34 protein-coding genes are annotated in these 25,402 nt (G+C 30.6%); 31 read left to right on the top strand and 3 right to left on the bottom strand.

From position 1 onward, the window contains the following. The first annotated feature begins 29 nt into the window (after nt 1-29). From PQF96_RS11730 to PQF96_RS11705, 6 genes are all read left to right on the top strand, one after another. Nucleotides 30-533 carry an endonuclease V gene (locus PQF96_RS11730; protein ID WP_271766320.1) on the top strand — a complete coding sequence of 168 codons (504 nt, stop codon included), beginning with the start codon at nt 30-32 and terminating at the stop codon, nt 531-533. A 13-nt stretch (nt 534-546) separates the two neighbouring features. Next, a complete protein-coding gene (locus PQF96_RS11725; protein WP_271766319.1) occupies nt 547-1,476 on the top strand; it encodes a carbon-nitrogen hydrolase family protein in 930 nt (309 codons plus the stop codon). Between the two features lie 316 nt (nt 1,477-1,792). Beyond that, entirely contained in the window at nt 1,793-1,966 is a 174-nt protein-coding gene (locus PQF96_RS11720) for a hypothetical protein (RefSeq protein ID WP_271766317.1), read from the top strand. A 110-nt stretch (nt 1,967-2,076) separates the two neighbouring features. Further along, complete coding sequence (locus PQF96_RS11715; protein WP_271766316.1) at nt 2,077-2,601, top strand: GNAT family N-acetyltransferase; 525 nt, start codon at nt 2,077-2,079, stop codon at nt 2,599-2,601. 394 nt (nt 2,602-2,995) lie between these two features. Beyond that, nucleotides 2,996-3,475, top strand: a complete 480-nt coding sequence (locus PQF96_RS11710; protein WP_271766314.1) for a nuclear transport factor 2 family protein — start codon at nt 2,996-2,998, stop codon at nt 3,473-3,475. A gap of 202 nt (nt 3,476-3,677) precedes the next feature. Then, complete coding sequence (locus PQF96_RS11705) at nt 3,678-4,052, top strand: superinfection immunity protein (protein ID WP_271766312.1); 375 nt, start codon at nt 3,678-3,680, stop codon at nt 4,050-4,052. 4 nt (nt 4,053-4,056) lie between these two features. On the opposite strand, the gene PQF96_RS11700 is transcribed toward PQF96_RS11705, so the two are convergent. Both PQF96_RS11700 and PQF96_RS11695 read right to left on the bottom strand, forming a co-directional pair. Further along, nucleotides 4,057-4,824, bottom strand: a complete 768-nt coding sequence (locus PQF96_RS11700; RefSeq protein WP_271766310.1) for a LytR/AlgR family response regulator transcription factor — start codon at nt 4,822-4,824, stop codon at nt 4,057-4,059. Continuing rightward, entirely contained in the window at nt 4,814-5,845 is a 1,032-nt protein-coding gene (locus PQF96_RS11695) for a sensor histidine kinase (protein ID WP_271766308.1), read from the bottom strand. Before PQF96_RS11695 ends, PQF96_RS11700 begins: the two co-directional genes overlap by 11 nt. 232 nt (nt 5,846-6,077) lie before the next feature. On the opposite strand from PQF96_RS11695, the gene PQF96_RS11690 reads away from it, so the two are divergent. The 12 genes from PQF96_RS11690 to PQF96_RS11635 all read left to right on the top strand — a co-directional run bounded on the left by PQF96_RS11690 (nt 6,078) and on the right by PQF96_RS11635 (nt 15,007). Then, nucleotides 6,078-7,277 (top strand): hypothetical protein, encoded by a 1,200-nt coding sequence (locus PQF96_RS11690; protein ID WP_271766307.1) that lies wholly within the window; start codon nt 6,078-6,080, stop codon nt 7,275-7,277. 309 nt (nt 7,278-7,586) lie between these two features. After that, complete coding sequence (locus tag PQF96_RS11685) at nt 7,587-8,078, top strand: DUF7000 family protein (protein WP_143915273.1); 492 nt, start codon at nt 7,587-7,589, stop codon at nt 8,076-8,078. 11 nt (nt 8,079-8,089) lie between these two features. Continuing rightward, nucleotides 8,090-8,842, top strand: coding sequence for a hypothetical protein (locus PQF96_RS11680; RefSeq protein WP_271766305.1), 753 nt, complete (start codon nt 8,090-8,092; stop codon nt 8,840-8,842). A 222-nt stretch (nt 8,843-9,064) separates the two neighbouring features. Next, on the top strand, nt 9,065-9,598 hold the full coding sequence (locus PQF96_RS11675) for an RNA polymerase sigma factor (protein WP_143915272.1): 534 nt from the start codon (nt 9,065-9,067) through the stop codon (nt 9,596-9,598). A 15-nt stretch (nt 9,599-9,613) separates the two neighbouring features. Next, complete coding sequence (locus PQF96_RS11670; RefSeq protein ID WP_109436961.1) at nt 9,614-10,021, top strand: hypothetical protein; 408 nt, start codon at nt 9,614-9,616, stop codon at nt 10,019-10,021. Nucleotides 10,022-10,066: 45 nt separating this feature from the next. Beyond that, nucleotides 10,067-10,285: a hypothetical protein gene (locus PQF96_RS11665; RefSeq protein ID WP_109436962.1), complete on the top strand. Its 219-nt coding sequence runs from the start codon at nt 10,067-10,069 to the stop codon at nt 10,283-10,285. A gap of 134 nt (nt 10,286-10,419) precedes the next feature. Next, nucleotides 10,420-11,322 carry a DUF1963 domain-containing protein gene (locus PQF96_RS11660; RefSeq protein ID WP_271766304.1) on the top strand — a complete coding sequence of 301 codons (903 nt, stop codon included), beginning with the start codon at nt 10,420-10,422 and terminating at the stop codon, nt 11,320-11,322. Between the two features lie 276 nt (nt 11,323-11,598). After that, on the top strand, nt 11,599-12,252 hold the full coding sequence (locus tag PQF96_RS11655) for a hypothetical protein (RefSeq protein ID WP_271766302.1): 654 nt from the start codon (nt 11,599-11,601) through the stop codon (nt 12,250-12,252). A 37-nt stretch (nt 12,253-12,289) separates the two neighbouring features. Then, nucleotides 12,290-13,072, top strand: coding sequence for a molybdate ABC transporter substrate-binding protein (modA, locus tag PQF96_RS11650; protein WP_143915269.1), 783 nt, complete (start codon nt 12,290-12,292; stop codon nt 13,070-13,072). Further along, the gene (locus tag PQF96_RS11645) at nt 13,069-13,467 is read left to right on the top strand and encodes a TOBE domain-containing protein (protein WP_109436966.1); all 399 of its coding nucleotides are present in this window, start codon (nt 13,069-13,071) and stop codon (nt 13,465-13,467) included. Before modA ends, PQF96_RS11645 begins: the two co-directional genes overlap by 4 nt. Then, the gene (gene modB / locus PQF96_RS11640) at nt 13,467-14,138 is read left to right on the top strand and encodes a molybdate ABC transporter permease subunit (RefSeq protein ID WP_109437018.1); all 672 of its coding nucleotides are present in this window, start codon (nt 13,467-13,469) and stop codon (nt 14,136-14,138) included. Before PQF96_RS11645 ends, modB begins: the two co-directional genes overlap by 1 nt. After that, on the top strand, nt 14,135-15,007 hold the full coding sequence (locus PQF96_RS11635) for an ATP-binding cassette domain-containing protein (protein ID WP_271766300.1): 873 nt from the start codon (nt 14,135-14,137) through the stop codon (nt 15,005-15,007). Before modB ends, PQF96_RS11635 begins: the two co-directional genes overlap by 4 nt. Before the next feature lie 173 nt (nt 15,008-15,180). Here PQF96_RS11635 and PQF96_RS11630 read toward each other — a convergent pair whose 3' ends face one another. Continuing rightward, a complete protein-coding gene (locus PQF96_RS11630) occupies nt 15,181-15,645 on the bottom strand; it encodes a hypothetical protein (RefSeq protein WP_271766298.1) in 465 nt (154 codons plus the stop codon). 483 nt (nt 15,646-16,128) lie between these two features. On the opposite strand from PQF96_RS11630, the gene PQF96_RS11625 reads away from it, so the two are divergent. The 13 genes from PQF96_RS11625 (at nt 16,129) to PQF96_RS11565 (ending at nt 25,308) form a co-directional block, all read left to right on the top strand. Beyond that, nucleotides 16,129-16,617 (top strand): hypothetical protein, encoded by a 489-nt coding sequence (locus PQF96_RS11625; protein WP_271766296.1) that lies wholly within the window; start codon nt 16,129-16,131, stop codon nt 16,615-16,617. Between the two features lie 62 nt (nt 16,618-16,679). After that, nucleotides 16,680-17,003 carry a hypothetical protein gene (locus PQF96_RS11620; protein ID WP_271766295.1) on the top strand — a complete coding sequence of 108 codons (324 nt, stop codon included), beginning with the start codon at nt 16,680-16,682 and terminating at the stop codon, nt 17,001-17,003. 122 nt (nt 17,004-17,125) lie between these two features. Beyond that, on the top strand, nt 17,126-17,551 hold the full coding sequence (locus PQF96_RS11615; protein ID WP_271766293.1) for a DUF1330 domain-containing protein: 426 nt from the start codon (nt 17,126-17,128) through the stop codon (nt 17,549-17,551). A gap of 9 nt (nt 17,552-17,560) precedes the next feature. After that, a complete protein-coding gene (locus PQF96_RS11610) occupies nt 17,561-18,718 on the top strand; it encodes an FAD-dependent monooxygenase (RefSeq protein ID WP_109436972.1) in 1,158 nt (385 codons plus the stop codon). 172 nt (nt 18,719-18,890) lie between these two features. Next, nucleotides 18,891-19,592, top strand: coding sequence for a hypothetical protein (locus PQF96_RS11605; RefSeq protein WP_271766291.1), 702 nt, complete (start codon nt 18,891-18,893; stop codon nt 19,590-19,592). 61 nt (nt 19,593-19,653) lie between these two features. Beyond that, nucleotides 19,654-20,763: an AraC family transcriptional regulator gene (locus PQF96_RS11600; protein ID WP_271766289.1), complete on the top strand. Its 1,110-nt coding sequence runs from the start codon at nt 19,654-19,656 to the stop codon at nt 20,761-20,763. A gap of 143 nt (nt 20,764-20,906) precedes the next feature. Then, nucleotides 20,907-21,377, top strand: coding sequence for a nuclear transport factor 2 family protein (locus PQF96_RS11595; RefSeq protein WP_271766287.1), 471 nt, complete (start codon nt 20,907-20,909; stop codon nt 21,375-21,377). A 41-nt stretch (nt 21,378-21,418) separates the two neighbouring features. Next, complete coding sequence (locus PQF96_RS11590) at nt 21,419-21,871, top strand: nuclear transport factor 2 family protein (protein WP_109436976.1); 453 nt, start codon at nt 21,419-21,421, stop codon at nt 21,869-21,871. 23 nt (nt 21,872-21,894) lie between these two features. Further along, nucleotides 21,895-22,464, top strand: coding sequence for a hypothetical protein (locus PQF96_RS11585; protein WP_271766285.1), 570 nt, complete (start codon nt 21,895-21,897; stop codon nt 22,462-22,464). A 2-nt stretch (nt 22,465-22,466) separates the two neighbouring features. After that, the gene (locus tag PQF96_RS11580) at nt 22,467-23,174 is read left to right on the top strand and encodes a DUF2490 domain-containing protein (protein ID WP_109436978.1); all 708 of its coding nucleotides are present in this window, start codon (nt 22,467-22,469) and stop codon (nt 23,172-23,174) included. A gap of 200 nt (nt 23,175-23,374) precedes the next feature. Beyond that, nucleotides 23,375-24,214 (top strand): alpha/beta fold hydrolase, encoded by an 840-nt coding sequence (locus tag PQF96_RS11575; RefSeq protein ID WP_271766282.1) that lies wholly within the window; start codon nt 23,375-23,377, stop codon nt 24,212-24,214. Next, nucleotides 24,207-24,704: an RNA polymerase sigma factor gene (locus tag PQF96_RS11570; RefSeq protein WP_109436980.1), complete on the top strand. Its 498-nt coding sequence runs from the start codon at nt 24,207-24,209 to the stop codon at nt 24,702-24,704. Before PQF96_RS11575 ends, PQF96_RS11570 begins: the two co-directional genes overlap by 8 nt. Then, entirely contained in the window at nt 24,694-25,308 is a 615-nt protein-coding gene (locus PQF96_RS11565; protein ID WP_271766281.1) for a hypothetical protein, read from the top strand. The genes PQF96_RS11570 and PQF96_RS11565 overlap by 11 nt, the downstream gene beginning before the upstream one ends. Nucleotides 25,309-25,402: the final 94 nt, after the last annotated feature.

Here is a 25,402-nt window from a genome sequence, read left to right as displayed (position 1 = left end):
GAATACTAATACACAGAAGAACAGTATATATGAAATTAGCATTTGACGTACAATACTATGAAACTCATGCAAAATCTGTTTGCGTATGCTTTGATAACTGGGACGATGATCTCCCTACTAATATTGTAGTGAAAGAAGTACAAGACATTGCTCCTTATGTTCCTGGAGAATTCTACAAAAGAGAACTTCCCTGCATCACTACAATAATACAAGAATTTGATCTAAAACATATTACATGTATTATTGTTGATGGTTATGTTTATCTCGATGATCACAAAAAATTAGGTTTAGGAGGGCATTTATATGAGGAATTGGATCATAAAATTCCAATAATCGGAGTTGCAAAATCTAGTTTTCATGATAATAAAAAACATGTACATGAAGTATATAGAGGGGAAAGTACAAAACCTCTTTATGTAACTGCTATAGGAATCGACCTAGAAGAAGCAAAAAATCATATACTATCAATGCATGGTATTTATAGAATGCCAACACTCTTACAAATATTAGATACAACGACTAAAGAGAAATAAAACTATATACTCTATGAAAGTAAAAGTAGGCCTGGTTCAGGATAGTCCAGTTTTTTTTGACAAAGATGAAACGATTAAAAAAATAGAACAGCTTACTCAAAAGTATGCTAAAGAAGGGTGTGAACTTTTGGTTTTTCCTGAATCCTTTATTCCTGGGTATCCTAGAGGGTTTTCTTTCGGAGCAAAAATCGGAAGTAGAACTGATGATGGAAGAGCTCTTTATGCTGAATACGCTAAAAACAGCATCGATCTCGAAAGTGAAGATCTTAAAAGACTAGAGAAATTATCTAAATCCAATAATATTTACCTGGTGATTGGAGCTACTGAAAAACAAGATACGAACGGAACGTTGTATTGTTCTATGTTATACATCTCTCCTTCTGAAGGTCTATTAGGCATACACCGAAAGATAAAACCTACGGGGACAGAAAGAATTATTTGGGGAGAAGCTGCTGGAGAATCTTTAGTTACATTCAAAACAAAAATCGGAAAACTGGGAGGCCTCATCTGCTGGGAAAATTATATGCCGTTAGCCAGAATGTCTATGTATAAAAAAGGGGTCGAAATTTATATAGCTCCTACTGCTGATTCTCGAGAAGAATGGACTTCTACCATGAAACATATTGCTCTAGAAGGCAGGTGTTTTGTTTTGGGATGTAATCAATTCTATACAAAATCAATGTATCCAGAAAAATATCAATCTTTAGTAGAAAATGAACCTGAAGATATGTGCCCGGGAGGCAGTATTATTGTTTCTCCTTTGGGTAAAGTAATTGCTGGTCCTTTATTTAATACGTCAGGAGTTTTAGTGGCAGAATTGGATTTGGATGAAATTAGCAAAAGTAAACTTGACTTTGACGTCATTGGTCATTATTCGCGAAATGACATTTTTCAGTTTGAAGTAAAAGATCAACCAGAAATACAACAAGAACGAAAAAGTTAATACAATTAAGATTTTTATTGGTGCTTGGTTAAGATTTAGTTAATTAACATTATGCCCCCAATAAACCGATTTCATTTTATCTAAATTGAAGTATTAATCAATTTAAATTTATATATCATGAAAAAGAAACAGCTAAAAAAGCTTAAGCTCGACAAAAACACGATTTCTAAAATTGGCGCAGAAAAAATTCAAGGAGGCACGGGTACGGGTGACTGTGATTCTAGTGTACATGATAACAATTGCAACTTGGCATGCGCCACTGTCCTAACCGGTTGTTAGTCAATTTTAATTATTAATCAATTTAAATTTATATATCATGAAAAAGAAACAGCTAAAAAAGCTTAAGCTTAACAAAAACACGATTTCTAAAATTGGCGCAGAAAAAATTCAAGGAGGTGTGAGTGGTCATTGTAATTCTAGCATACCTGATTTACAATGCTATTTTCCATGTGCTACCGCAGAAGGAGTTTGTGCTTCTTTGGAATGTTAACGCTTTAATTTATTAAAATAAAAGAACCGTCAAATTTAAATTTTTGGCGGTTTTTGCTTTTCAAAATAATTGATTTGAATACTTTAGCTTCAGAGCATAAAGAATGAAAAATGAAATCCACAACATTTCCTGAATTACACACCAAAAGATTATTACTACGACGATTAAAAGAAAGTGATGCTGTAAACATTCAATTCCTGCGATCTAATGATGCTGTTAATACATTTATAAAAAGAGCAAAGACCGATACGATAAAGGAGGCAATTACTTTCATTACTAATATCAATACAAAAATTGATAATAATGATATACTATTTTGGAGTATTACTGAAAACAATAGCTCCGAATTAATTGGTACTATATGCTTATGGAACTTCTCAGAAGACAGAAAAATTGCCGAAGTAGGATATGATTTACATCCCAATTTTCAGGGAAAAGGAATTATGAGCGAAGCATTATCTTGTATTCTACACTATGGATTCAAACAACTTCGACTCAATCAAATTGAAGCCTTTACGCATAGAGAAAATATCCCTTCAAAAAAACTCTTGACGCGTCATAACTTCATTCTTATAGAAGGAAGAAAAGATGAAGGTAATCTTGATAATATTATTTTTTCAAAATCAAGAAACTAATTAACTATTGATCTTTAAAATGAAATACAATATCTAATCAACGATATTATATTTAAGTTTTTTATTTTCTATCTATAAAAAATACGTTGTTTTGCCGTAACCAACATATTGATTTTGTTTGTAACTTTAATATGACAGGATACTCTTACACATACTCTAGAATAAAATTCTTCTGAAATATATCGAGTTACTTAACCTGTATTAGCTTGGTAATAGGTACGTACCCAAACCCCGATCCCTAGTCGACCGGGGTTTTCCTACTTGATAAATTTAAATGATTATCTTCTTGAGACATAAAATCACTACAATTGTAAGAATATAAAAGAATCTTAAAAAATTGTTGCGATTTAGAATAGTATATATATTGCATAATCACATGTTATACTAAATTGTCATGAAGAAAATCCACCTTATTTACATCAGTTTTTTCACTCTAATATTAACAGTTCTTCTAAGTTGTTCTTCTAATACCAATAAACCATCTGTTAATGATGAACAAAAACTTTGGGAAACCATAGCAGAATTTAATCAGGCTTTCAAAAATAGTAATGTAGAAAAATTAAAGGAGATGATTACTGATAACTATATTCATACCAACGGTAGTTCAGAATCAATTAATAAAAACACCTGGGTCAATTATTTGCATAAGAGAAATAAAGATATTGAGAACGGAGATCTAATTGTTAATGCTTATGAGATGAGTGAAGAAACCGTACAATTTTATGATAATGTCGCTATTGTAACGGCTAAAATATTAGTTTCTAATACAAGACAAGGTAATCTACAAGAAAATGGGTTTAGAGTCACAAACATATGGGTACGAGAAAACGGTAATTGGAAAAGAGCAGGATTTCATGATGGCAAAATAAAATAAATTCAATTCTACATGAATAATATTCTATCTGTGTTATATTTTAGGCTAATTTTATCTTTAAATTTATAAATCTACACCTTCTTTATTTATGGTTAATATGAATATTTGAAAAAATACAGTAGCTTCGCATTTAGATACATAAACTACTAACCCCTCCTGTTTTATGTATGATCAATACTGAATAAAAATCAAACATTCTTTTATGAATTTATTATTTCAATCTAATACAAGTGACGCTACTGTTGGAGTTGTTTTTGTTATTTTTATCATAGTTGGAGCTATATTTTATTTTATCCCTTCTATAATTGCATTAATGCGAGGAAAAAGTAATACGGTAGCCATCATTGCTTTAAACTTATTTTTAGGATGGAGCATTGTGGGATGGGTAGTCTCTTTGGTTTGGAGTTTATCTAGTGAAGTATCTCCTGCTAAAATTGTTGTCAACCAGCAGCCTATACAAAAAGCAGAAGAAGATGGTATTGATAAACTAACCAAGTTAAAGAAACTTTTAGATGAGGGTGCAATTACTCAAGACGAGTTTGATCAACAAAAAGCTGTTCTTTTAAAAAACAGCTAATATCTTACCTTAAAACCAATTTTAACCATCTAGACCTTTCAGAACTTAACTGTATTTTAGTATGATATTCTGGGGATAATGTTATGGACAATTGCCCTGGTTTTGAAGGAACCAGTTTTTTAATTGCACTAATATTAACTAATAATTGACGATTTAAACGAATAAATTGCTCAGGATTTACCATGGTTTGTAATTGATTTAATGCATGGTCTATTGGGATTGATCTCTTATCTTTTAGTTTGGCAAACACAAGTTCATCTCTATAAAAATATGCGATATCATCTATAACTACGGGAATCATGCTATTACCAGACCTTAGTAAGAATCGCTTCTTATATTGCACATTTTCTGGTTTTTTAATCAATTGTGCTAAATCAAGGTTCTGAATAATCCACTCCTCATTTATTTTATTTTTATTTTTTAAGAATTTCTCTATTGCATTTTCCAAATCTTCTCTGGTAATCGGTTTTAACAAATAATCGATACCAGTAGTTTTAAATGCTTTAATAGCGTATTCATCATATGCTGTAATAAAAATAATAGGGACATCAATCTCAACTTCTTCTAAAATATCAAATGAAACTCCATCAGATAGATGGATATCCATAAAAATTAAATCAGGATGTTTCTGTGTATGAAACCAGTGTAGTGCTTCAGTTACTGTAGATAATGAACTAATCACAGAAATATCGGGAGTTATTTGTTTTATCAATTTTATCAAATGATCCTTGGCTGAGGCTTCATCTTCTAGAATAACAGCTTTAATTTTCATCAATTACAGATATTAGAGGGATAGATATTATAAATTCTTCCTTGGTATGTGAAATGATTACCTTATCATCAGTTAGAAAATCATACCTCTTTGTAATATTATCCAACCCTGTACCACTCGTATGTTGAGATCGTTTAGGGTTATTTGTATTCTTTACGGTAAAATAATTTTCATCTGCTTCAAAGTGAATGTGTAATGGAGATTGCTCGTCTATTCGATTATGTTTTACAGCATTTTCTACCAATTGTTGTAGTACCAAAGGTGGGACGCTTTTACATTTAAATAACTCAAGATTTACAGAATCATGTACTTTTAAAGCCGTTTTATAACGTTGTTCTATTAACAAAAGGTATTGACGTGCCATTTCATATTCGCGAGAGATGGGTATAATTGCTTGTTCATTATTTTGAAGGATATAACGATATACTGCAGCAATGTTTTTTAAAAACTTCTGTGCCAGCACACTATCCTCATCGATAAGGTAGTATAAAGTGTTGAAGTTATTAAACATAAAATGTGGGTCGAGTTGGTTTTTAAGAATAGATAAATTAGCATTTACAATTTCTCTTTTAAATTGCTCATTTTGAATATGTGATATATAATATTGATTTCTCCAATTAAATGCCAGTAAAATTAAGCTTAGAATAGTAGAAATAGCGATACCAGTAAAAAAAGCGAATACCATATGTGGTATCATGGGTTTTTCACTGCCTAGGATAAAATAATCTAACCATTTATAAAAATAAAACAGTGTAGTATATACTGAAGTTCCCAAAAGAATACTTTGTACAAACACAACCATATTTTTTTGATTCTTTTTTATAACTTTTAACTGAAAACGACGAATGGCTTCAAAACTCAAATAAATAATACATAGCCATAATACTGCGAAGAATGGATAAACTTTAGGAGGTTCCTTAAACCTTGAAGCGATGGCTATAATACCAAACATAATTCCCCCAAGAATAACAACGATAGCACATCGCCATAATACAGGAAGTTTTGCCGTTTGTATTTCCATAATTATATATTTTATATTAATAAATGTAGGTAATTACTACTAAAATGTATTTGTATTCTATCGTTTCTTATAGCATTTCAATAGATAAAACGATATGCTTATGCATAAAATAACACAGTTCATAATCATTATATCAAGTTTTATGTATGAGATATCGTAGTTGATAATAATCATTTAAAAACCAATTCCCAAACGAGGTATTTTTGAGTATTCAATCAAAAAACAAAATGTGATGAACAGAATTTTATGTTTACTTTTAAGTTGCACTTTTTTATCCTCACCTCTGCTTCTGGCACAAAACCAGGTCGATTTGGCAAAGTATAGTTTTGAAATCGATGATTTTACAGATCAAAAATTTGTTACACTTACTCAGAAAAGTTTAGAAAACAGTCAATTTGTTTTTGTGGGAGAACAACACGGAATAAAAGAAGCCGGAACATTTACAAAGTTCATCTACGATATTGCACAACCTTTTGGTTATAAAACATTATGCATCGAAACCGATGCTTTAGCCGCAGAAAAAATAACTACAATAGCCTCTTCTAAAACTCCTATTGACGAAGCCAGAAATATGTATAAAGAATTTCCATTTTCTATTCCCTTTTACAGCAATCAAGATGATTATGATATGTTTACCAATACCATTAAAAAAAATGGAGAGATCTGGGGTATTGATCAGACTTTTATGGTTCAATTTGGGTTAAACTTTGATCATATGATGAAGACCACTTCTAACAAACCATTCAAAAACAAACTTATAGAGTTAAAGAAAAAAGCTAAAGAAGCCTTTACATCTGCCATTACCAATAAAGATTTTAATGCAACATATATCTTTAGCTATGATGAAAACACCCATAAAGAGTTACTAGCTCTCACCACGAATAAAAAGGAAATTGAAATCTTAAATCAACTCTGGAAAACAAAAGAAATATATGCATATAATACTATTTCCAAAGAATATTACAAAAACAATCAGACACGAGGTCAATTAATGAAGAGTAATTTTATGCGTTATTACAAAGAGGCGAAAAAAAATGAAAATACTCCAAAAGTAATCTTCAAATTAGGAGCGAATCACACAGCCAAAGGATTAACTCGCACTCATATTTATGATATTGCTAATATGGGTAGTGAATTAGCAATTACTAACGATATGCATTCACTACATTATATAATTATGGGTATTCACGGAAAAACGATGACTGGAAATCCATTTACTCCAGATCCTATAATGTCATTTGATAATACAAAACAATTTCCAGAAGAGATTCAAAATATAATCCCATCAATTACCAAGAAATATTACATTTTGGATTTAGTACCTCTTCGATATGGTCTATATGCAAAATTATCCAAAGCGTTTAGAAAAATCATATTTGGATATGATGTAATCGTATTGGTGAATAATGCAGAAGCCGTAAAAGGTCTCTAATTTCAATTTAGATATTCAATCACATATAATAACAAAGCTCATCTCACTGATGGGCTTTTGTCATATCTTCTCTGTTCTTTATACATAAAACAAGCTTTTAGATATCTAAAAATTAATATACATTTTAGATAAAACAACATCTTGTATTTTATATTTATGAATTGAAATTAGAAATAAATTGTATGTTCTAAAAAAATCAATAAAAAGCCAGGAGTTAAAGCTATTTACTTCTCGAAGGATAATGGAAATGAGAGGTTTAAATTATTATTTAGATAAAACTTCATATCACAAATCAAAAAAACACAATATATGAACTCATTTAACAATTATGTTACCGAATATAAAAAACAACTAGAAAAAGGGGATATCAAAAAGGCGTATAAAGGCTTGATTGAATATATGATGAGTTTAAAAACTTATTTTAAAAATAAGTACCCAGATTATTTTGTATCTGGAAATATTCATCATGGTTATATGGATATTACCTATTTTTCTTTCACTCCAGAACGCTTAAAAAAAGAAAAGTTAAAAATTGCTATGATTTTTAATCATGAGAAAATCAGGTTCGAAATTTGGCTAGCAGGATATAACAAAAAGATTCAAACCAAATATTGGACACTATTTAAAAACAGTGATTGGGATAAATATCACATCCCTACTACTACAGAAAAAGAGGTTTCTATAGTAGAACATATTGTAGTCGAAAATCCTAATTTTGATGATCTGGATACGTTAACAAAACAAATTGAAAAAGGCACATCAAAATTCATTCAGGATATTATTAAGCATCTGAAGCTTTAAAATCAATCAAAATGAAATTTAAAAATATACCTGTACTTTCTTTTATAGAAGATTTATATAATAAACCCATATCCCCTGAGCGATTTAAAACCTATATTTCTAAACTTCAAGGAGGAACAAAAGGAGATTTGGATTTACCAATTGGCGGATTTAATCCTATGGCCAAAGAACATGTACTTCAGAAAATAAGGGAATTAAAAAATATCAATGCTGAAGAGTTAATTGAAGAAGTTACCAAAAATTTAAATACCAAATATGAAAATCAAAATTCCGAAGTCATTAACATTGTTTTAAATCTAGCCGATGATCTCAAGGGCGGGTGGACAAATCAGTATACGACAGATTTTGATAGTAAATTTAAATTAAATGCATTAGTAACCAGAAATTTTTGTACACCGTATTTCTGGACAAGTGAAAACTATAATGCCGCTAGTATAAAACAAAGAACCCTAGAATATGTGTATCGTACAATATATTGGTTAAACCATTCAAAAATACGAACACTTGAAGATCATGTAAATCAAGAAATCTTTGTAAAACAACAAACGACAAGTGTTATCCAGATAGATAAGGATAAAAAATATGATTTTATAAAAGTTTTCTATCAAAAAAACAAAGAACAGGATGACTACAGTATTTTATTCAACTTCTTTTATGGAGATCATGCCTCTGCTTCTTTGAATTATCCATTATATGGCATTAAAGATGTTAACGGGTTCGAATATGCAGAAATGTTGGCTAACAAAGTAAAAACAAATATTTGACTACACTACTATAGTCTAACATAGTGCACTTCATCTTGTTAATATTTTGCATTCTTAAAAAAATTGACAAGTACAATTTTCTTTCAACTTAGCTCCTGCGCTACTTTTTTTATTCTTTAAGAAGTAAAAAACATTGCGTATTAAAAATTACTTTTAAAAATAATGCAATGGTTTTAAAAAGTTTCGTCTTTAGTAATGAAGACCTATCGAAATAGTTTTTAAATGACTTCGGAATCCGAAAATAACAAAAAACTCTCTGAGTTTTTTAGCAACGAATATCTTTCACTTAAAGCTTATATCAATTCTAAGATAAAAGCTGGTGTAAATCGTGATGCTGAGGATATTCTTCAGGATGTAGCATTAAAATTGTTTTCTGGAGCAGATAGGTATTCTCCTATTAATAATGTGGCTGGCTTTGTATATCATTCTATTAAAAACAAAATTATCGATGTAATGAGGTCTAATAAAAAGTCAACTGCCTACAAAGATGAAAATGAAATCAGATTAGCCGAATTTGCAGAAATTGTATACGACACACAAGATAACTTGTACTCTGAACAAATGAAAAGTGAATTAAAAAAAACCATCTGGAATCTAAAACCTGTATATCGAGACATCATCATAGCGATAGATTTTGAAGGGTACACATATCGCGAGATTAGCCAGGAAACAGGAATTCCAGAAGGCACTTTGATGTCCAGACGGCATAGAGCTATTTCATTATTATATAAAAAAATTGAACTAAAAAAAATATAATCTAAAACAAAAAAAATGACAAATTTCTTTAAACATAAAATGAGAAGTAAATCCCTGGGAGAAATTATAGGGTGGGTAATTTTAGGAGTACTTGCAGTAGTGGGACTAGCCATATTGTTTGGTTTTGTCATCATGTGGCTCTGGAACTGGTTAATGCCAGTAATTTTTGGATTACCGCTACTCACCTACTGGCAAGCCGTTGGTTTATATATACTTTTTAAAATTATCCTTGGAAGTTCTGGAGGTGGTGGTAAAAGTCATAAATCTTCTAAACATTCGAAATCATCTTGTAAAAAAGAACCTAAAAGCGAGTTTTCTAAATGGAAATACTATGATGACTTTTGGAAAGAAGAAGGAGATCGTGCATATAAAGAATATGTAGAACGTATGAGCAACGACACCAGTAGTGATAGCGAAGAATAATCAATACAAAACTAAGTACATTACACTAATAGATAAACCACATACATGAAATTGTTAATATTTAAAACTGATATTGAAACAAAGAAAAAAATTAAATCTATAAAACCTTTATTAAATAGCTTATCAACAATAATCAATTGGTCTATTGACACAGAAGACGTTGACAATGTTTTAAGAATTGAAACCACCGAAAATTTACATGAAAATGACATAATAGACTTAGTAAAAACCAATGGTTTCTATTGTGAAACTTTAGCTGATTAAAAATCATGGTGTAAAAGGATTTTTTTAAATAATAGCAATCCAAATAAACCATCCAATTATAATTTCACTGAAAACAGGGAGATAAAGAACATAGATCGTATTTATCTTTGACATAAGAAGATCTAAATAAAGATATGAGCGATTTAAAGCAATTAATTATTGATGAAATAAAAGAATATGAATGGGATAAAGAAGATGGTGTAATTCAATCTATTATTCCTAATATTATTTTTTCAGTTGATGAACAAGAATCTGAGCATCATTTAAAAAATTCTAGATTTGGTGGTCAACCTGCTGTTCCTTCTAATTTTGTGTGGCCAATACAATCATTAGGGCAAAAGGCTCCAATGGCTTTCTTTTTTCAACTCAATTTTGAGGAAATAAAACCTTTTGACATCGAGAATAAATTTCCGGATAAAGGAATTTTGTTATGTTTTGCTTCTGTTACAGATGACATCATGTGGGAGTATGATGTTGAAGATGCTTTTAAGACATACTACTTTCCTGACTCAGAAAATCTCATATTTGCAGATATTCCCGAAGTCATTCCTCCTGATCAACGATTAGCACCTAGAACAATTCACTTTAAAAGTAGTTTCCAACTTCCAAGATATCCTTTTAATTATGATTTATTAGAAGATGATCTTATTTCTGAAGATGATGCCGATGGCATTGATCAAGTTGCCAATAATATGATGGATGATGCAATTAAAATTCAGATGCATACAAAAATGGCGGCTCAGGTAGGATTAAAACCTCCTACTCCAAAAAATGATTTGCATACGCTTTTTAGTCACAATTTATTATTAGGTGTTCCATTTTCGGTTCAACATACGATCTCAGAAGAATGGGCAGAACAACATTTTGGTAACGATGATAAAAGTGACCAGTATATAAACCTGATCTCTTTTGAGATGAAAGGGCACGAAGGTTATGGTTTTAGTGCAAATGGAGCTCACCTCTATCTTTGTATAGATAAAGATGATTTAAAAAATAATGACTTTAGCAAAATTGTAGCATTAGTACAAAACACATAGAAAATCGTGCTATAAAATAATGTTATCACAGATATAAAGCTCATAATTGACTATACATTAGTGTCTTTTACTATAAAATCATAATAGAAATATCACTATGATATTATTTCTAGCTCGAGAAAGTACATAATAAATAATTCTATACCATTATACGTCTTTATACTAGCCTATCGATTCATAGAATTATCCTGTACTCATTCCCATACTATTATTAAATGAGTATTGTATCTTTGATAGAATAAATCATCTATATTTCCTTCTATCAAAACATAAAAAATGAAATTTAACTTCATAATCTTAGTATCCTTAATGGCTATATCTTGCCATACTTCAGGGCAAAAAAAAGATACGACAAGAGGAATAAAAATTAAATGGACCGAAAATTTAGAAGGAGATTTTTCATTTAGAAAAAACTGGAGTTATAAGGAAGGTATCTATAAAAATAGCTTTGGACAAATTAGCTGCGATTGGGATTGTCCCCCTGAGGTTGACAACATGAAAGATAAAAACGGAAAAATCTTAAAAGACTCTTTGCAAGTATTTTATAAGATTATTGATACCATTCATGTACCATATTCTTTAAAATCAGAAAACAGAATGTATGAATATTCAGGAACCAATTTCATTGAATTTAAAAAAACAGAAAAGAATACAATAACAGGGCAATCCATCAATAATGTCTCCACACACAGCAGTTTGAATTTAAATATCGACAATGACAATTGTTCTGTTTGGGTTGATTTTAATAGTATTAGAGATTTAGGAGAACATATTTTTCCATTAGATAGTGGAACCATTACTATAGATAAAATAGTATTCAATCAAGGAATTATAAAAGCCGTCTTTGACTTTAAGTTCAAAAATACTTTAGAACCCGAAGAAAAGCTTTTCTGGAAAGGGTTAATTTATAGCGAAATAAAAAATAAGTAATCTAATTAAGATACTTTCCTCGAATAAGAAAATAAGGATGAAATGGACTAGCACACTAAATTCTATATTGATAGGTTGTACTTTATTTATAATCTCTGCTTGTGGTTACCAAAAGGATGATCATAATAAAGTTACTATTGCAGTAGCTTCCAATATGCGTTATGCCATAGAGGATATTGCCAAAAAATTCACTCAAAAAACAGGTATAGTTTGTGAATTGATTATCAGTTCTTCTGGGAAATTAACTGCTCAAATCAAAGAAGGAGCTCCTTATCATATTTTTATTTCTGCCAATATGAAATATCCTTACGAGCTATTCGAGAATGGATTAACAACCAAAAATCCAGAGATTTACGCTTATGGAAAATTAATCCTATGGACCATGATCGATGACATAACTCCTTCATTGCAAATGCTAGAAAACAAACAAATCAAGCATATCGCATTGGCAAATCCTAAAACAGCTCCTTATGGATCATCAACAATAGAAATATTAGAACATTATGAACTTTATGATAATTTAAAGCATAAATTAGTTTTTGGAGAAAGTATATCACAAACCAATCAATTTATTGTTTCAAAATCTGCCGAAATTGGTTTTACATCAAAGTCGGTAGTGCTATCTTCTCAAATGAAAAATAAAGGAAATTGGGTTGATATTGATAAAGCTGTATATTCACCAATAACCCAAGGAGTAGTGATGATAAAACAAAAAAATCGTGTTGCTGCAAATACTAAGCAATTTTATAACTTCTTATTCTCCTCTGATGCAAAGGGAATCCTTGAAGGTTATGGATATGATGTAAATACTAATAAATGAACATTCTTAAAGGAAAAATAACGGCTGTTAAAACCAATGGAAATCTTTCATTAGTAGAGATTGATGTGGATAATATCTCTTTCAAAACTATTGTGGTTGAAACACCCGATACGGCTTCTTATTTAACAAAAGGAAATATTGTCAAGGTTATTTTTAAAGAAACAGAAGTTATTATTGGTAAAGGTGTAGAACATGCCGTAAGTATGCAAAATAAAATAGTCGGAAAAATTCTTACCATAGAAAACGGAGAATTATTGAGTAAACTTACTATTGATATTGGTGTAGGAAATATAGTATCTATCATCACTACAAATGCCGTTCAGGAATTACGCCTTCAGGTAGATGAAAAAATCACAGCTATGATTAAAACAAATGAAATAATGTTATCAGAATGATGGATTGGCAACCTTTAGTATTAACTTTTAAACTAGCTCTTGTTACAACACTTTTACTATTGATTGTTTCAATTCCGCTTGCATATTGGTTGGCACATTCAAAATCATGGTTCAAGCCAATAGCTGAGACCTTAGTAAGTATGCCTTTGGTACTCCCCCCTACAGTTTTAGGATTTTATTTATTAGTTGTTTTTAGTCCTTCAAGTACTTTTGGAAGTTGGCTTAATGAATCTCTGGGAATACAATTTATTTTTTCATTTCAAGGTCTGGTTCTAGCCTCTGTTTTATATAGTTTACCTTTTATGGTACATCCTATACAAGCTGGGTTTTCGAATTTATCATCGACCATCTCAGAAGCATCTTATGTCTTGGGGAAATCAAAAATCACAACACTTTTTAAAGTTCTTCTTCCTAATATAAAACCTTCATTACTTACGGGAGTTGTTCTTGCTTTTGCACATACTATTGGAGAATTTGGGGTTGTATTAATGATTGGAGGAAATATACCGGGTAAAACCAAAGTAGCCTCGATTGCAATCTACGATGAAGTTGAAGCTCTTAACTATTCTACGGCAAACTGGTATTCTCTCATTTTGTTTCTCATTAGTTTTTGTATACTACTGCTAGTATATCTAGTTAATGGAGGTCATTTAAAAAGATTCTGGAAATGATACATATTGCAGTACAAAAAAAATTAACAGCCGTAGAAGGAGAAATGTTTCTTGATGTAGATTTTACTTTGGAAGAAGGAAAACTAACGACATTGTATGGAGAATCGGGAGCAGGAAAAACATCTATTTTCAGAATAATTTCTGGATTATTAAAAGCAGACAAAGGGTTAATTACTGTCAAACAAAAAATATGGTTAGATACCGAACAAAAAATATATCTAAAACCACAACAACGAAAAGTGGGACTTGTTTTTCAGGAGTATGCCTTATTCCCTAATATGACAGTAAAAGAAAATCTCTTTTTTGCATTAGAGAAAGGGCAAGATAAAAAAATTGTAGATGAATTAATTGCTATTATAGAATTAGGGAACTTACAGAATAGAAAACCTCAACACCTTTCTGGAGGACAAAAACAACGTGTTGCTTTGGCCAGGGCAATGGTTAGAAAACCAGATATCTTATTATTAGACGAGCCACTTTCTGCGTTGGACCCAAAAATGCGAGCAAAATTACAGGATTATATTCTCGAAGTGCATAGACAATTTAAGTTAACCACCCTTCTCATTAGTCATGATATAGGTGAAGTTGTAAAAATGTCTGATTGTGTGATGATTATAAAAAACGGGATGATTACCAAACAAGGTAATCCTATTGATATATTTACAAATCAACGAGTAAGTGGAAAATTTCAATTTTCTGGTGAAATCGTTCAAATACAAAAGGAAGACGTCGTTTATATTGTTACCATCATAATAGATGCTAATTTTGTAAAAGTAGTTGCCCAGGAAGATGAAATAAAGGATTTAAGTATTGGTGATAAAGTTATTGTTGCTTCCAAAGCGTTTAATCCTATTTTATATAAAATTTAAGTAAAAAAGACTAGAGGTTTATTACAAATGAATTGTAAAACTTACATATCCCTCCACTAAAACACTGAATATCAACAACAAGTATTGTATCTTAATTTTGAATATAATAGTCATATTCAAAGTTAAGATACAAAGCAAACGTTATTTATTTTTTGTACTATTAAAGTAGTTTCTTATTGTGCATTAATTCCAATATTGCCTTGAGCTACAACTGTTGGATCGCTTTCACTTTTAAGGATTTTCACATGGCCATCAAAATTGATTAATTCATCGTATGTCATTACAAAAAAAGAATCACCTATATCAATCGGGCTAAATGAGGTAGAAGAAATCGCAAATTTATCACCTTCTCTTCTATATGCTTCAGGAAGTGAAAAAGCAATATTTCCATCATCGGCCAAAGAATTATTATAAATATGTGTAGGATATAAATTCCCTGAGCTTGTGCCCTCTAATGCAATAGAAAACCATGTGTAATCAGTAGAAGATTTCACAACCCTAACAAGACCCTTGATTCCAGACCCATTTACTTCTTCTAATACGAACTCTTGCATGGTAGCCTTAGCCTCATCATCGTCATTATTACAAGAACAACATAATGCAATGGTAATTGTTAAAAATAATACTAGTTTTTTCATTGTGATATTGATTTTAAAAGTTTACATAGATAATACTATACTTTAAATAAAAAGTTGCAGTAATTATTTTAAAATTAATTCAAGAAAAATCTAGTGTAAATACTTCCAGTAGTTTAAATCTGGTCAAGGGCATATATTATCAAAACTTTAACTAAAGAAACTTTGACTGCTAAGGTAGCCAATGCCTGTAGAGAACTTTAGAGAAATCCAGACTACTTTGAAAACATGTAAGAAATATGTTCAAAATTATCCTATAGTTAACAAAGTTCGTATACCCATACCTTACTCTCTGCTCTTAATTCTCATAATACAAAAATCTTACCATGTGGTTTCTAAATAATAATTTGGTTGCTTTATGTATTAATACTTCTCCTTTTCATATACTAATGCTCTTTAATTTTTATATTATTTTTCACTGAAAACAGGTAGTTACACCTCTCCTATTGTTATTAGTTTTGTATTACATCATAAAAAAACAGACTTATGAGCACTACAAAAAACAACAGTATACAAGAGCAAATTAATGCTGATTTACTAGAGTCTTTTACTCTTTTTATAGATTCAGAATATACAGGATATGATCCCCTAAAACCAGTATCTAAAATTATTTTTTCTGCCCATGGAGAAATCACTTCTCCTCCAGATCTAGAATTTATGGGATATGGTGGTGGATCAGAAGGAGAAAGTTTTAGTGAATGCGGTGGAATAGATTTAACCTCTTTCTTTCCACTTGATGAACAAAGTGAATATTTTGCAAGTAATGAAGATGATTATATCGAAGAATGTTTGCAAAATGCTTCTGCTGCGGTTTTAAAAGGGCTACAGTCTGTTGCCAGTAGTATAGAGTTTCAAAAATTACCTAAAGATGGCCCCGTAGTGTTTGTTTTAAATCTAATTGATCAAAAGAGTAAAGTCATCTGTCGTATTCATCCCGATGGAGATATAGAATTGCCTCCTAAAAAAGAAAGTTAAGAATATATAAACTCATTAGAAGCAGTTTACATTAAACGTTATAAATCAAATCTACTAAACTCTTGGCTAGAATAATACTACATATATTCATGATGTTCACAACGATGTTTGCGTACACCAATATCACAACAAAAGCTATACATCAGGAAATAACTACAAAATATTTCATTAACGATATTGAAGTAACTGAAAAACAATTTAATAAAAAATTAGAAAGTCTTGAGGAAACGGGAGGTTGGTTTTGTTTGGATACTAATACCGGAGGAGTTACAGGATATAAATGCAAAGATAAATCTGAACAAGAATATACATATGAATGTACTCTAGACTTGGTTAAGAGTGAATGCAGACTTACCAAAACGAGTATAAATATATCAAAATTTTAATGGAAAGACAGAAAGTGGATTGATACGATCTTTACACCTAATTTATATTCAATTTATTAATCTAGATTAAGAGGACTTCGTATGCTTTTGTATTACATTTACAATACGCATATTCTATAAAAATGAAAAAAACATTACTATTAATCATCATAGTTTTTTCCACAATACATAGCTCAAATGCAAAAGATATATTTTATAGTATTCACCAAAAGTCATTGCATCAAAAAATGCCTCAACAAGATCCACCTAAAAAAACAACTTTAATTGTAACCTCTTCTCCAAATTTAGACGAAATAGAGGCCTTACAAAAGTATGTAAAAGAAGTTATGCCTCTATTATTAGATATTGGTGGGACGGTAATCAAAAGAAGTAAAATAGAGGATGTATATCACGGAGAACAAAAATTTGTTTTTTTATTGGTTATGGACTTTCCTTCAAAAGAGAATGTTATAAATTTATTGAATAGTAAAGCATATCAAAATCTTATTCCAAATAGAGATAAAGGATTCTCTGAAATTAATATTTTATTTGCAGATGACTTACCATAAATAATACGTATGATTACAATAATTGGTGCAGGAATTGGTGGGCTTACCACAGCTTTAGCTTTTGAAAAACTAGGAATCGAATATCATGTGTATGAAAAAGCTCCAGAACTAAAAGAAATTGGTGCTGGTATCTGGATGCCTCCAAATGCGCTTCAGGTTATTGAATGGATCAATCCGAGTATCTTAAAAGATCTTCAGCTCCATGGAAATTCTATAGATAGAATTACATTAGCAGATTTACAACTAAACCCTATTTCTGACACCGATCAAAATTTTGCAAAAGAGCAATTTGGCTTCTCTACAATTGCAATTCATCGAGGGAAACTACAGTACCTTTTACTTAAAAATATTCCCAAAGAAAAGATAACTATGGGAAAAGCATTTAAAAGCTATACTTCTTTAAGTGACCAAAAGATTGAGATTGTATTTGAAGATGGTACACAAACTACGACAACATACCTTATTGGGTCAGATGGAATTCACTCTAAGATAAGGCACCAACTTTTTCCAAAAAGTCGATTACGGTACTCTGGGCAAACTTGTTGGAGAGGAGTTGCAGCATATGAAATGAATCCTACTTTTGATCATAATGGAATAGAAATGTGGGGAAATCAGTTAAGGTTTGGAATCTCAAGATTGCAAAAGAATCAAGTATATTGGTTTGCCGTTGCGTTAAGTGAGCCTAATTTGAAAGATGATACCGTATTTTTAAAAGATAAACTCATAGATTTATTTTCTGATTTTCACGAAGAAGTTATTCAACTTATAAAACACACACCAACTGATAAAATTATTAGAACCGATCTTAATGATTTAAAAATTTTAAAAACCTGGCATCATCATAATATATGTTTAATTGGGGATGCTGCGCATGGCATGACCCCTAATCTTGGACAAGGAGGTTCGCAAGCTATTGAAGATGCATATTATCTATCGAATCTAATCGCATCACAAAAAGATATTATTCAGGCATTTTCAGAATTCTATAGATTAAGATCTAAAAAAGTAAATTCGATAGTATCCCAATCCTGGAACATGGGTAAAATTGGTAACATGAGATATGGCAGTAGAATTAGAAACTTTATGCTAAAAAATGTTCCTTCCTCTAAACTTAAAAAGCAGATGATTTCGTTATACAGTATTGATAAAACCATATCTAATAAATGATCACTTTCTAGTTATCTATTCTTTTAAGAATAACTATCAGTTATATTTGTATTTTATATAAGTACGCATACGGTATATGTACTTCAAAGTCCTTATTTTACTTTAGTTCTCAGAATATAGCTTCTACATTTGTCTTATCAATTAAGAATCATTAATTAAAGTAAAGAAACATATGAAGCTTTTAAAAATCTCACTATTAACCTTATTTTTAATCACTAATTTTTTAAATCTACAGGCGCAATCAAAAATAAAATCATATGCCCAAAAAAAAGGACAAGTATTTGATATTATATTTCTAAATACAAAACCCGACACCAAAAAAAAATTAGATAACTATTTTAAAACCGCATTTCCTGTTGCCGAAAAAATGGGATATCACCCATTACCTGGAAGAGCAGTATCAGGAAGTCCGACTCAAGGAAATTACCACCCCGAAGTTATGGTCTTTGGATATTGGGATACGCTAAGTGGTCGAGAAAAATTTTTACAAGAAATAGAAAAAACAATGCCTGACTTTCATCAAGAAAGAAGAAATATCTGGTCAACCTTTGGTTTAACGTATTATGAATTAAAGGAAGATCTTTCTTTTAAAATCGATCCAGAAAGGTTTAATATCACCACTGCATATTGGCAAAAAGATGAACAATCCTTTAAAAAATTTAAGCAAGAGTGGTTACAAAAAAGTAAAAAGGCAGGTGGCCAAATAGAAATAGAATTTGTAGAAGGTACATCTCCATTTGGATATCATTATAACCCAGATTATCTGGTCATCACTTCATGGGAAAATAAAGCTGCTTTTGAAAAATTCTATACAGAGAATCTAAAAATGGACCATAGTTCGGTAAAACATGTGAATCAGTTTCAGATTAAGTAACTATTTTTAGCGATATAAAAAAGTAGGTGGTATTAAAAACCACCTACTTAACCCAACACCTATGCAAACACTTCTAAATCAACTTGTGTATTTTGGATATTTTCAGAGTATCTTCTTACTCTTTATTTATCTTTTTTCACCAAAAAACAGAAAGAACATTAACGGTTATGTCGCTTTTTTGGTAGTAGTGCTTATGATAGGTTTATCGGGACGGGTTATCTATATATCAGAAGTTTTTGGTAAGAATTTTAGATTTATTGCCTTTTCAGAATTTGCTACACTTTTATTTGGATCCACAATTTACTTGTTTACCAGATCTTCTTTATTAAAAAAACGTTTTTCTTATCAGGATCTGTTACATTACATCCCAGGAGTTTTCTACATTATTTTTGTGATTTTCATGTTTATGCTTCCTACAGATCAAGAAATGGGATTAAGAGTAAAAAGCGGAGAATTATTTCGTACCATAACCATTTTTATAGGCATAGGATTACTATTCAACATTACATATTGGGTCATGAGCCTGCATCTGTTTTTTGTATTTAAAAAAGAACTTCGAGATGAGTTAAGCTATACCGTAAAAACACAGTTTTTCCTAAATTTTCTTATTGCAATCGGTATTTGTCTACTCTGCTGGGTTATTGTATACTTCATTAGTATTTTTGGATTTGAAATGATAGAAAGAACGGCAAGAGAAACTATCTGGTTAAGTATTGCTTTAATCATTCTCTTTATTGCCTATTATGGTATGATTTCTCCCGATTTATTTAAAATTATCCCTCCTTCAATCCATAAAAAATATACACAATCAAAATTATCAAAAAAGGATCTTGATGCACTAAAAGCCCAATTAGATACATTAATGATTGAGAAAAAACCTTATCTCAATAGAAAATTATTAAAGGCTGAGCTTGCAGAAATGCTTGGAGTGAGTAGTCCCGAAATTGCTCGATTACTCAATGAAAATGTTGGTATGAATTTCTTCGAATACATCAATTATTATCGTATTAAGGAATTTGTAGAATTGGCAAAATCTGAAAAAAACCAAAATCTTACTTTTTTTGGGATTGCGCAAGAAGCAGGTTTCAATTCTAAAACGACCTTTAATAAATCGTTTAAAAAATTAATGGGAACCTCACCAAAAGAATATTTTACTTCGTTGCAAAACTAAGGAGAAATTCAAAAAAAACTAAAACGATAACTTCATTCATTTAATTCAAGTGAGTTTACTGATCTTTAAGATTTAAGAAAACTTTCTTATTTAATTATCATATATCTTATATTTTTAGAACTGAAAAACAATCAGTCAATTCAATGAAGTATCCATGTAGCGTTATTTTCGCATTCTTTTTATGTACTATTGCTATTCATGATATCAATGCGCAAGCAGAGCATGAACCAACTCCAAAAGATGTTCTTGTTAAGTTAGTAAATGATTACTATACTATAAATATTAAAATCTTTAAAGCCAACTCTACCATAAAAGATATTGATGAAGTTTTTGAATTATTTACAGATGATTTTGTCTATATACATCCAAAATATGGAGGCACATATACCAGACAAGAATTATATGATGGATACGTACGTAATCAAAAAAAGGGAGGTTATGATGGAAGCGTAATAGATATCAAAGTAATCAATATGATTACGGGACTCGATGCTATTGTTACAGAAAAGAAGTTTATTAATAAGACTGACACTGGGACAAAAGAAGGAGATGCTCAAATGGCTTTATTCGAATTTAAAAGTGGTAAAATCTCCAAAATATTCGAATATTGGTAACCTAAAAATATAATATTCTTACTATTAATAATTGCATTCACATGAAATCATATTCTCTTTTACTCATTTTAATAATCTCATGTATTACCATTAAAACCTATGGCCAAACCAAACAAGACTCTTTGGCAATTAAACAAGTAGCTCTGGATTATATTGAAGCGCAACATCACGTAAAACCTGAGCAATTTGAACGCGCTGCTCATCCAAGAATGGTAAAAAGAACATTTTGGAAGAACAAAACCACAAACAAAGAGTATTTGCGTGAGACTTTTACAGATTTTATGGTACTCCTTTCTGAGTCTTATAATCGTAATGGAGATAAGTTCCCTGATAATCCTAAAAAAGAAGTGATTATACTAGACATTTTTGACAAAACTGCTTCTGTAAAACTTATTGCAGATGAATGGGTTGATTATATGCACATCATAAAAATTAATGGAGCCTGGAAAATCGTAAATGTATTATGGCAATTTAATGATTCTTCTAAGCATTGATTTATGTTTCAAAACATTTTTTGATGAAAAAAATAATAGTTGCTTTCGGAATGTTTTTTACTGTATTTGCTACAGCTCAGACAAAGTATGAACGAGAATATCGAATCCAACCAGATATTGTCCCTCCAAAAGCATTATCATTTATAGACAGTTGTTTTTTCAAAAACACTATAAGATGGTATGCTGAAGAGAGTCAAGATGGAAAAACAATAGAAGCCAAAACCAAAAAAAACAGAGCACGTTTTAGTATTGAGTTTGACACTCTAGGAAACCCTATCGATATTGAGAAAACAATACATTTTAAAATACTTCCTAAAGAAATAAAAACAAACATTACTCATTCATTAGATTCTGTTTTTACCAAATATACTATTGTAAAAACACAAATACAATGGAAAGCAGATCGACAAACATTATTAAGTTTGATGCAGGAAAAAGCATCAAAAGATTCTTATACCACCCTTTATGAGATTGTCATAAAAGGTAAAAGAGAAAAAAATTATCATTTGTATGAAGTCTTAATCGATCCAAAGGGAACTATTATAAAATTTCTTGAGATCGTACAGCGTAATTCTGATAATATACAGTTTTAGTCATGCATAACACCACCATAAAAATTTTATTTCTAGTCTTGTGTATCAATTTACTAACACATGATATACTCGCTCAAAGTGAATTCTCAAGTGGTATACTTCCCAAATTCACATTATCTTCAAAACTTTCTAATCGTACAAAATTAATTAATGCCATAGAATCACGACAAGTATTCATCGATGATACAGAAGAAAATTCATTTCAATATTCTTATATTCTTACTGATTTAACTTCTCTGATTTCTACAAAAATTGGAGCTCATGGAGTGCTTAATGGTGGATATTTATTTAGAATAAAGGATGATGAGATTATTCATCGCACAATTCAACAGTACAATTATGTTCAACTACTTCATGTAGGCCGAATTGGTCATCGCTTGGCAACAGATCAAACTTTTACGAGTAATGAAGCTCCAGAATTTCGTTTGAGATATAGAGTAACCTATGAAAAACCGTTATCAGGAGAACAAATTGACTCCAAAGAATTCTATCTTAAGTTTAGTAACGAATATCTTGGATCATATCAACAAAATGAAACAGATTTAGAAATCAGACTTCTGCCTTTTCTGGGATACGAGTTCAATAGAAGAAGTAAGACTGAATTTGGTTTAGACTATCGAATTAGTAATTTCTTTAATTCTGATACCAAACATAAACTTTGGGTAAGTATACATTGGCTCTATACCATTGATATACGTAAAAAGAAATAACTTTTATTCTTAGTATTATTTACCTCAACAAGGAAAATATTTATTACTTCATAAATTCTTCTTCTCCTTTTCCTTTGTAAACACAGGCTTTCACCTCTTACCGACATGTTTTCTATTTTTTTTCACTCTTGCGTGTAACAATTCATTGTGTTCTGCATCAAAGGGAAAAATAAGTCTTAAAAACAATAAAAAACATAAACATGAAAACATTAAAAATCACCATTGTATTATTAGCAATCGTTAGTTTGGGATTTGGTCAAACATCAGCTTTTAAAGTTAAAGTTGTAGGAAAAGGAACTCCGGTATTATTTTTACCTGGGTTTACAACTCCCGGATCTATTTGGGAGGAGACTGTTGATCATTTAACTTCAAAAAATGAGGCTCATCTTATTTCTTATGCAGGTTTTAATGGTAATCAACCTATCCCAATGCCTTGGTATGACACCATAAAAAAAGAATTGATAACCTATATCAAAACTAAAAACCTAACTAATGTCAAAATAATCGGACATAGTATGGGAGGAAATCTAGCTACCGATCTTGCTGCAGCATTACCTGATACTATAACTCGTATGATTATCGTAGATGCAATACCCTGTATGCGTGAGCTTATGATGCCAGGAGTCCCAGAAAGTAATATACAATACGAAAGTCCTTATAATAAGCAGATGCTTGCTATGGAAGAAGCACAATTTAAACAAACTGCGACTATGATGGCTCAAAATATGACGAATAAAAAAGAAAAAGTAGATACTTTGATCCATTGGATTATGGAGGCAGATCGTAAAACCTATGTATATGGATATACCGATTTATTAAAATTAGATTTAAGAAAAGTATTAGATAAAGTGACTGCAAAGACTCTAATTTTAGGCGCATCATTCCCTACTGTAGAAATTGCAAAATCCAATTATGAAAAACAATATGCTACTTTAGCAAACAAAACGATAGAAATGGCATCAGATAGTAAACATTTCATCATGTTTGATCAACCAGAGTGGTTTTATGCACAAGTAAATACATTCTTAACAAATGAGTAAAAAGAATCAACAGCTTTTCGAAACTGTATATCGAGAATGTTATCCTATGGTAAGACAGATGTGCCTGGGTTTTATGAAAGGAGATATTGATCTGGCTAATGATCTTTCGCAAGAAGTATTTATTAATATCTGGAATGCGCTCCTTAACTTCAAAGGACAATCCACCCATAAAACCTGGGTATATCGAATCACTGTAAACACATGCCTTCAATACATTAGAAAAGAAAAAAAGAAGAAACGATTATCTATAGATAAAATAGAACATGCATTAGTAGATGAATCTCAAAATCCAGAACCTGATCAGGAACAAGGATTATATAAAGCCATCGGACAATTAGAAGAACTTGATAGATTGATGATCATGATGGTATTAGAAGGGCAGAATTATGATGAAATATCCAATATTTTGGGTATCAAACCCACTAATGTTAGGGTAAAAATTCACAGAATAAAAAAAAGACTTAAAAAAATATTAGACCATGGAAAATGAATTTGATGAATTACAAAACAAATGGCAAAAAGGAAAAAAAGATATTGAAAATAATACTGAAATAATTAATGAAACTTTAGCCGCTATCACTACAAAGAAAAATTCTAGTGTACAGTTTCATTATGGCAACATCGCAGTATTATCTGTTACTTTAATTGGTATTGCTGCATTTTTCTACTTCCTTGCTCCTGTACAAGAAATCTTAAGTCGAATCGGAGTGGTACTAATGCTTGGAGGGTTACTAACCAGGATTGTTATAGAGTGTATTAGTGTATCAAAATCAAAGAAAATTGATGTCATAGATAACGTATTAAAAACAACAAATAACACTATTGCTTTTTATAAATTTAGAAAACAAATTCATGGCCCTGTGACCATTATTATTCTTGCGTTATACACTATAGGCTTTTATATGATTACTCCAGAGTTTAGTCTGTATTTCAGTACCTGGAAAATGATTCTCATAGATGTTTCCTATATTATCGGAGCTATTATCTTTATTAGTTTTATTAGAAAAAGTATTAAAAAAGAAATTAAAACATTATTAGAAATTATTGAGTTAAGAAATAAAATGGTCGAAGAAACAGAAACAGTTTCATTATAAAAATAAGCCGCAACCTTTCATAGGATCACACATCTATAGTATATAAGCCAATGTGCATTTTGGATGGCAATGTCCAAAATGCACAATCAGGTTA

The organism is Aquimarina algiphila, assembly GCF_947494415.1.
GTDB lineage: Bacteria > Bacteroidota > Bacteroidia > Flavobacteriales > Flavobacteriaceae > Aquimarina > Aquimarina algiphila.
This window is presented reverse-complemented; position numbering and strand designations above follow the sequence as displayed.

Bases quoted from the DNA above. Each gene is read 5' to 3' on its own strand.
- PQF96_RS11670 (WP_109436961.1), top strand. From the start codon at position 9,614: ATGACAAATTTCTTTAAACATAAAATGAGAAGTAAATCCCTGGGAGAA.
- PQF96_RS11565 (WP_271766281.1), top strand. From the start codon at position 24,694: ATGGAAAATGAATTTGATGAATTACAAAACAAATGGCAAAAAGGAAAA.
- PQF96_RS11655 (WP_271766302.1), top strand. From the start codon at position 11,599: ATGAAATTTAACTTCATAATCTTAGTATCCTTAATGGCTATATCTTGC.
- PQF96_RS11610 (WP_109436972.1), top strand. From the start codon at position 17,561: ATGATTACAATAATTGGTGCAGGAATTGGTGGGCTTACCACAGCTTTA.
- modA (WP_143915269.1), top strand. From the start codon at position 12,290: ATGAAATGGACTAGCACACTAAATTCTATATTGATAGGTTGTACTTTA.
- PQF96_RS11695 (WP_271766308.1), bottom strand. From the start codon at position 5,845: ATGGAAATACAAACGGCAAAACTTCCTGTATTATGGCGATGTGCTATC.
- PQF96_RS11730 (WP_271766320.1), top strand. From the start codon at position 30: ATGAAATTAGCATTTGACGTACAATACTATGAAACTCATGCAAAATCT.
- PQF96_RS11595 (WP_271766287.1), top strand. From the start codon at position 20,907: ATGAAGTATCCATGTAGCGTTATTTTCGCATTCTTTTTATGTACTATT.
- PQF96_RS11625 (WP_271766296.1), top strand. From the start codon at position 16,129: ATGAGCACTACAAAAAACAACAGTATACAAGAGCAAATTAATGCTGAT.
- PQF96_RS11700 (WP_271766310.1), bottom strand. From the start codon at position 4,824: ATGAAAATTAAAGCTGTTATTCTAGAAGATGAAGCCTCAGCCAAGGAT.
- PQF96_RS11580 (WP_109436978.1), top strand. From the start codon at position 22,467: ATGCATAACACCACCATAAAAATTTTATTTCTAGTCTTGTGTATCAAT.
- PQF96_RS11725 (WP_271766319.1), top strand. From the start codon at position 547: ATGAAAGTAAAAGTAGGCCTGGTTCAGGATAGTCCAGTTTTTTTTGAC.
- PQF96_RS11605 (WP_271766291.1), top strand. From the start codon at position 18,891: ATGAAGCTTTTAAAAATCTCACTATTAACCTTATTTTTAATCACTAAT.
- PQF96_RS11600 (WP_271766289.1), top strand. From the start codon at position 19,654: ATGCAAACACTTCTAAATCAACTTGTGTATTTTGGATATTTTCAGAGT.
- PQF96_RS11645 (WP_109436966.1), top strand. From the start codon at position 13,069: ATGAACATTCTTAAAGGAAAAATAACGGCTGTTAAAACCAATGGAAAT.
- PQF96_RS11675 (WP_143915272.1), top strand. From the start codon at position 9,065: ATGACTTCGGAATCCGAAAATAACAAAAAACTCTCTGAGTTTTTTAGC.
- PQF96_RS11690 (WP_271766307.1), top strand. From the start codon at position 6,078: ATGAACAGAATTTTATGTTTACTTTTAAGTTGCACTTTTTTATCCTCA.
- PQF96_RS11680 (WP_271766305.1), top strand. From the start codon at position 8,090: ATGAAATTTAAAAATATACCTGTACTTTCTTTTATAGAAGATTTATAT.
- PQF96_RS11570 (WP_109436980.1), top strand. From the start codon at position 24,207: ATGAGTAAAAAGAATCAACAGCTTTTCGAAACTGTATATCGAGAATGT.
- PQF96_RS11660 (WP_271766304.1), top strand. From the start codon at position 10,420: ATGAGCGATTTAAAGCAATTAATTATTGATGAAATAAAAGAATATGAA.
- PQF96_RS11715 (WP_271766316.1), top strand. From the start codon at position 2,077: ATGAAATCCACAACATTTCCTGAATTACACACCAAAAGATTATTACTA.
- PQF96_RS11710 (WP_271766314.1), top strand. From the start codon at position 2,996: ATGAAGAAAATCCACCTTATTTACATCAGTTTTTTCACTCTAATATTA.
- PQF96_RS11720 (WP_271766317.1), top strand. From the start codon at position 1,793: ATGAAAAAGAAACAGCTAAAAAAGCTTAAGCTTAACAAAAACACGATT.
- PQF96_RS11585 (WP_271766285.1), top strand. From the start codon at position 21,895: ATGAAAAAAATAATAGTTGCTTTCGGAATGTTTTTTACTGTATTTGCT.
- PQF96_RS11630 (WP_271766298.1), bottom strand. From the start codon at position 15,645: ATGAAAAAACTAGTATTATTTTTAACAATTACCATTGCATTATGTTGT.
- modB (WP_109437018.1), top strand. From the start codon at position 13,467: ATGGATTGGCAACCTTTAGTATTAACTTTTAAACTAGCTCTTGTTACA.
- PQF96_RS11705 (WP_271766312.1), top strand. From the start codon at position 3,678: ATGAATTTATTATTTCAATCTAATACAAGTGACGCTACTGTTGGAGTT.
- PQF96_RS11575 (WP_271766282.1), top strand. From the start codon at position 23,375: ATGAAAACATTAAAAATCACCATTGTATTATTAGCAATCGTTAGTTTG.
- PQF96_RS11635 (WP_271766300.1), top strand. From the start codon at position 14,135: ATGATACATATTGCAGTACAAAAAAAATTAACAGCCGTAGAAGGAGAA.
- PQF96_RS11685 (WP_143915273.1), top strand. From the start codon at position 7,587: ATGAACTCATTTAACAATTATGTTACCGAATATAAAAAACAACTAGAA.
- PQF96_RS11615 (WP_271766293.1), top strand. From the start codon at position 17,126: ATGAAAAAAACATTACTATTAATCATCATAGTTTTTTCCACAATACAT.
- PQF96_RS11665 (WP_109436962.1), top strand. From the start codon at position 10,067: ATGAAATTGTTAATATTTAAAACTGATATTGAAACAAAGAAAAAAATT.
- PQF96_RS11590 (WP_109436976.1), top strand. From the start codon at position 21,419: ATGAAATCATATTCTCTTTTACTCATTTTAATAATCTCATGTATTACC.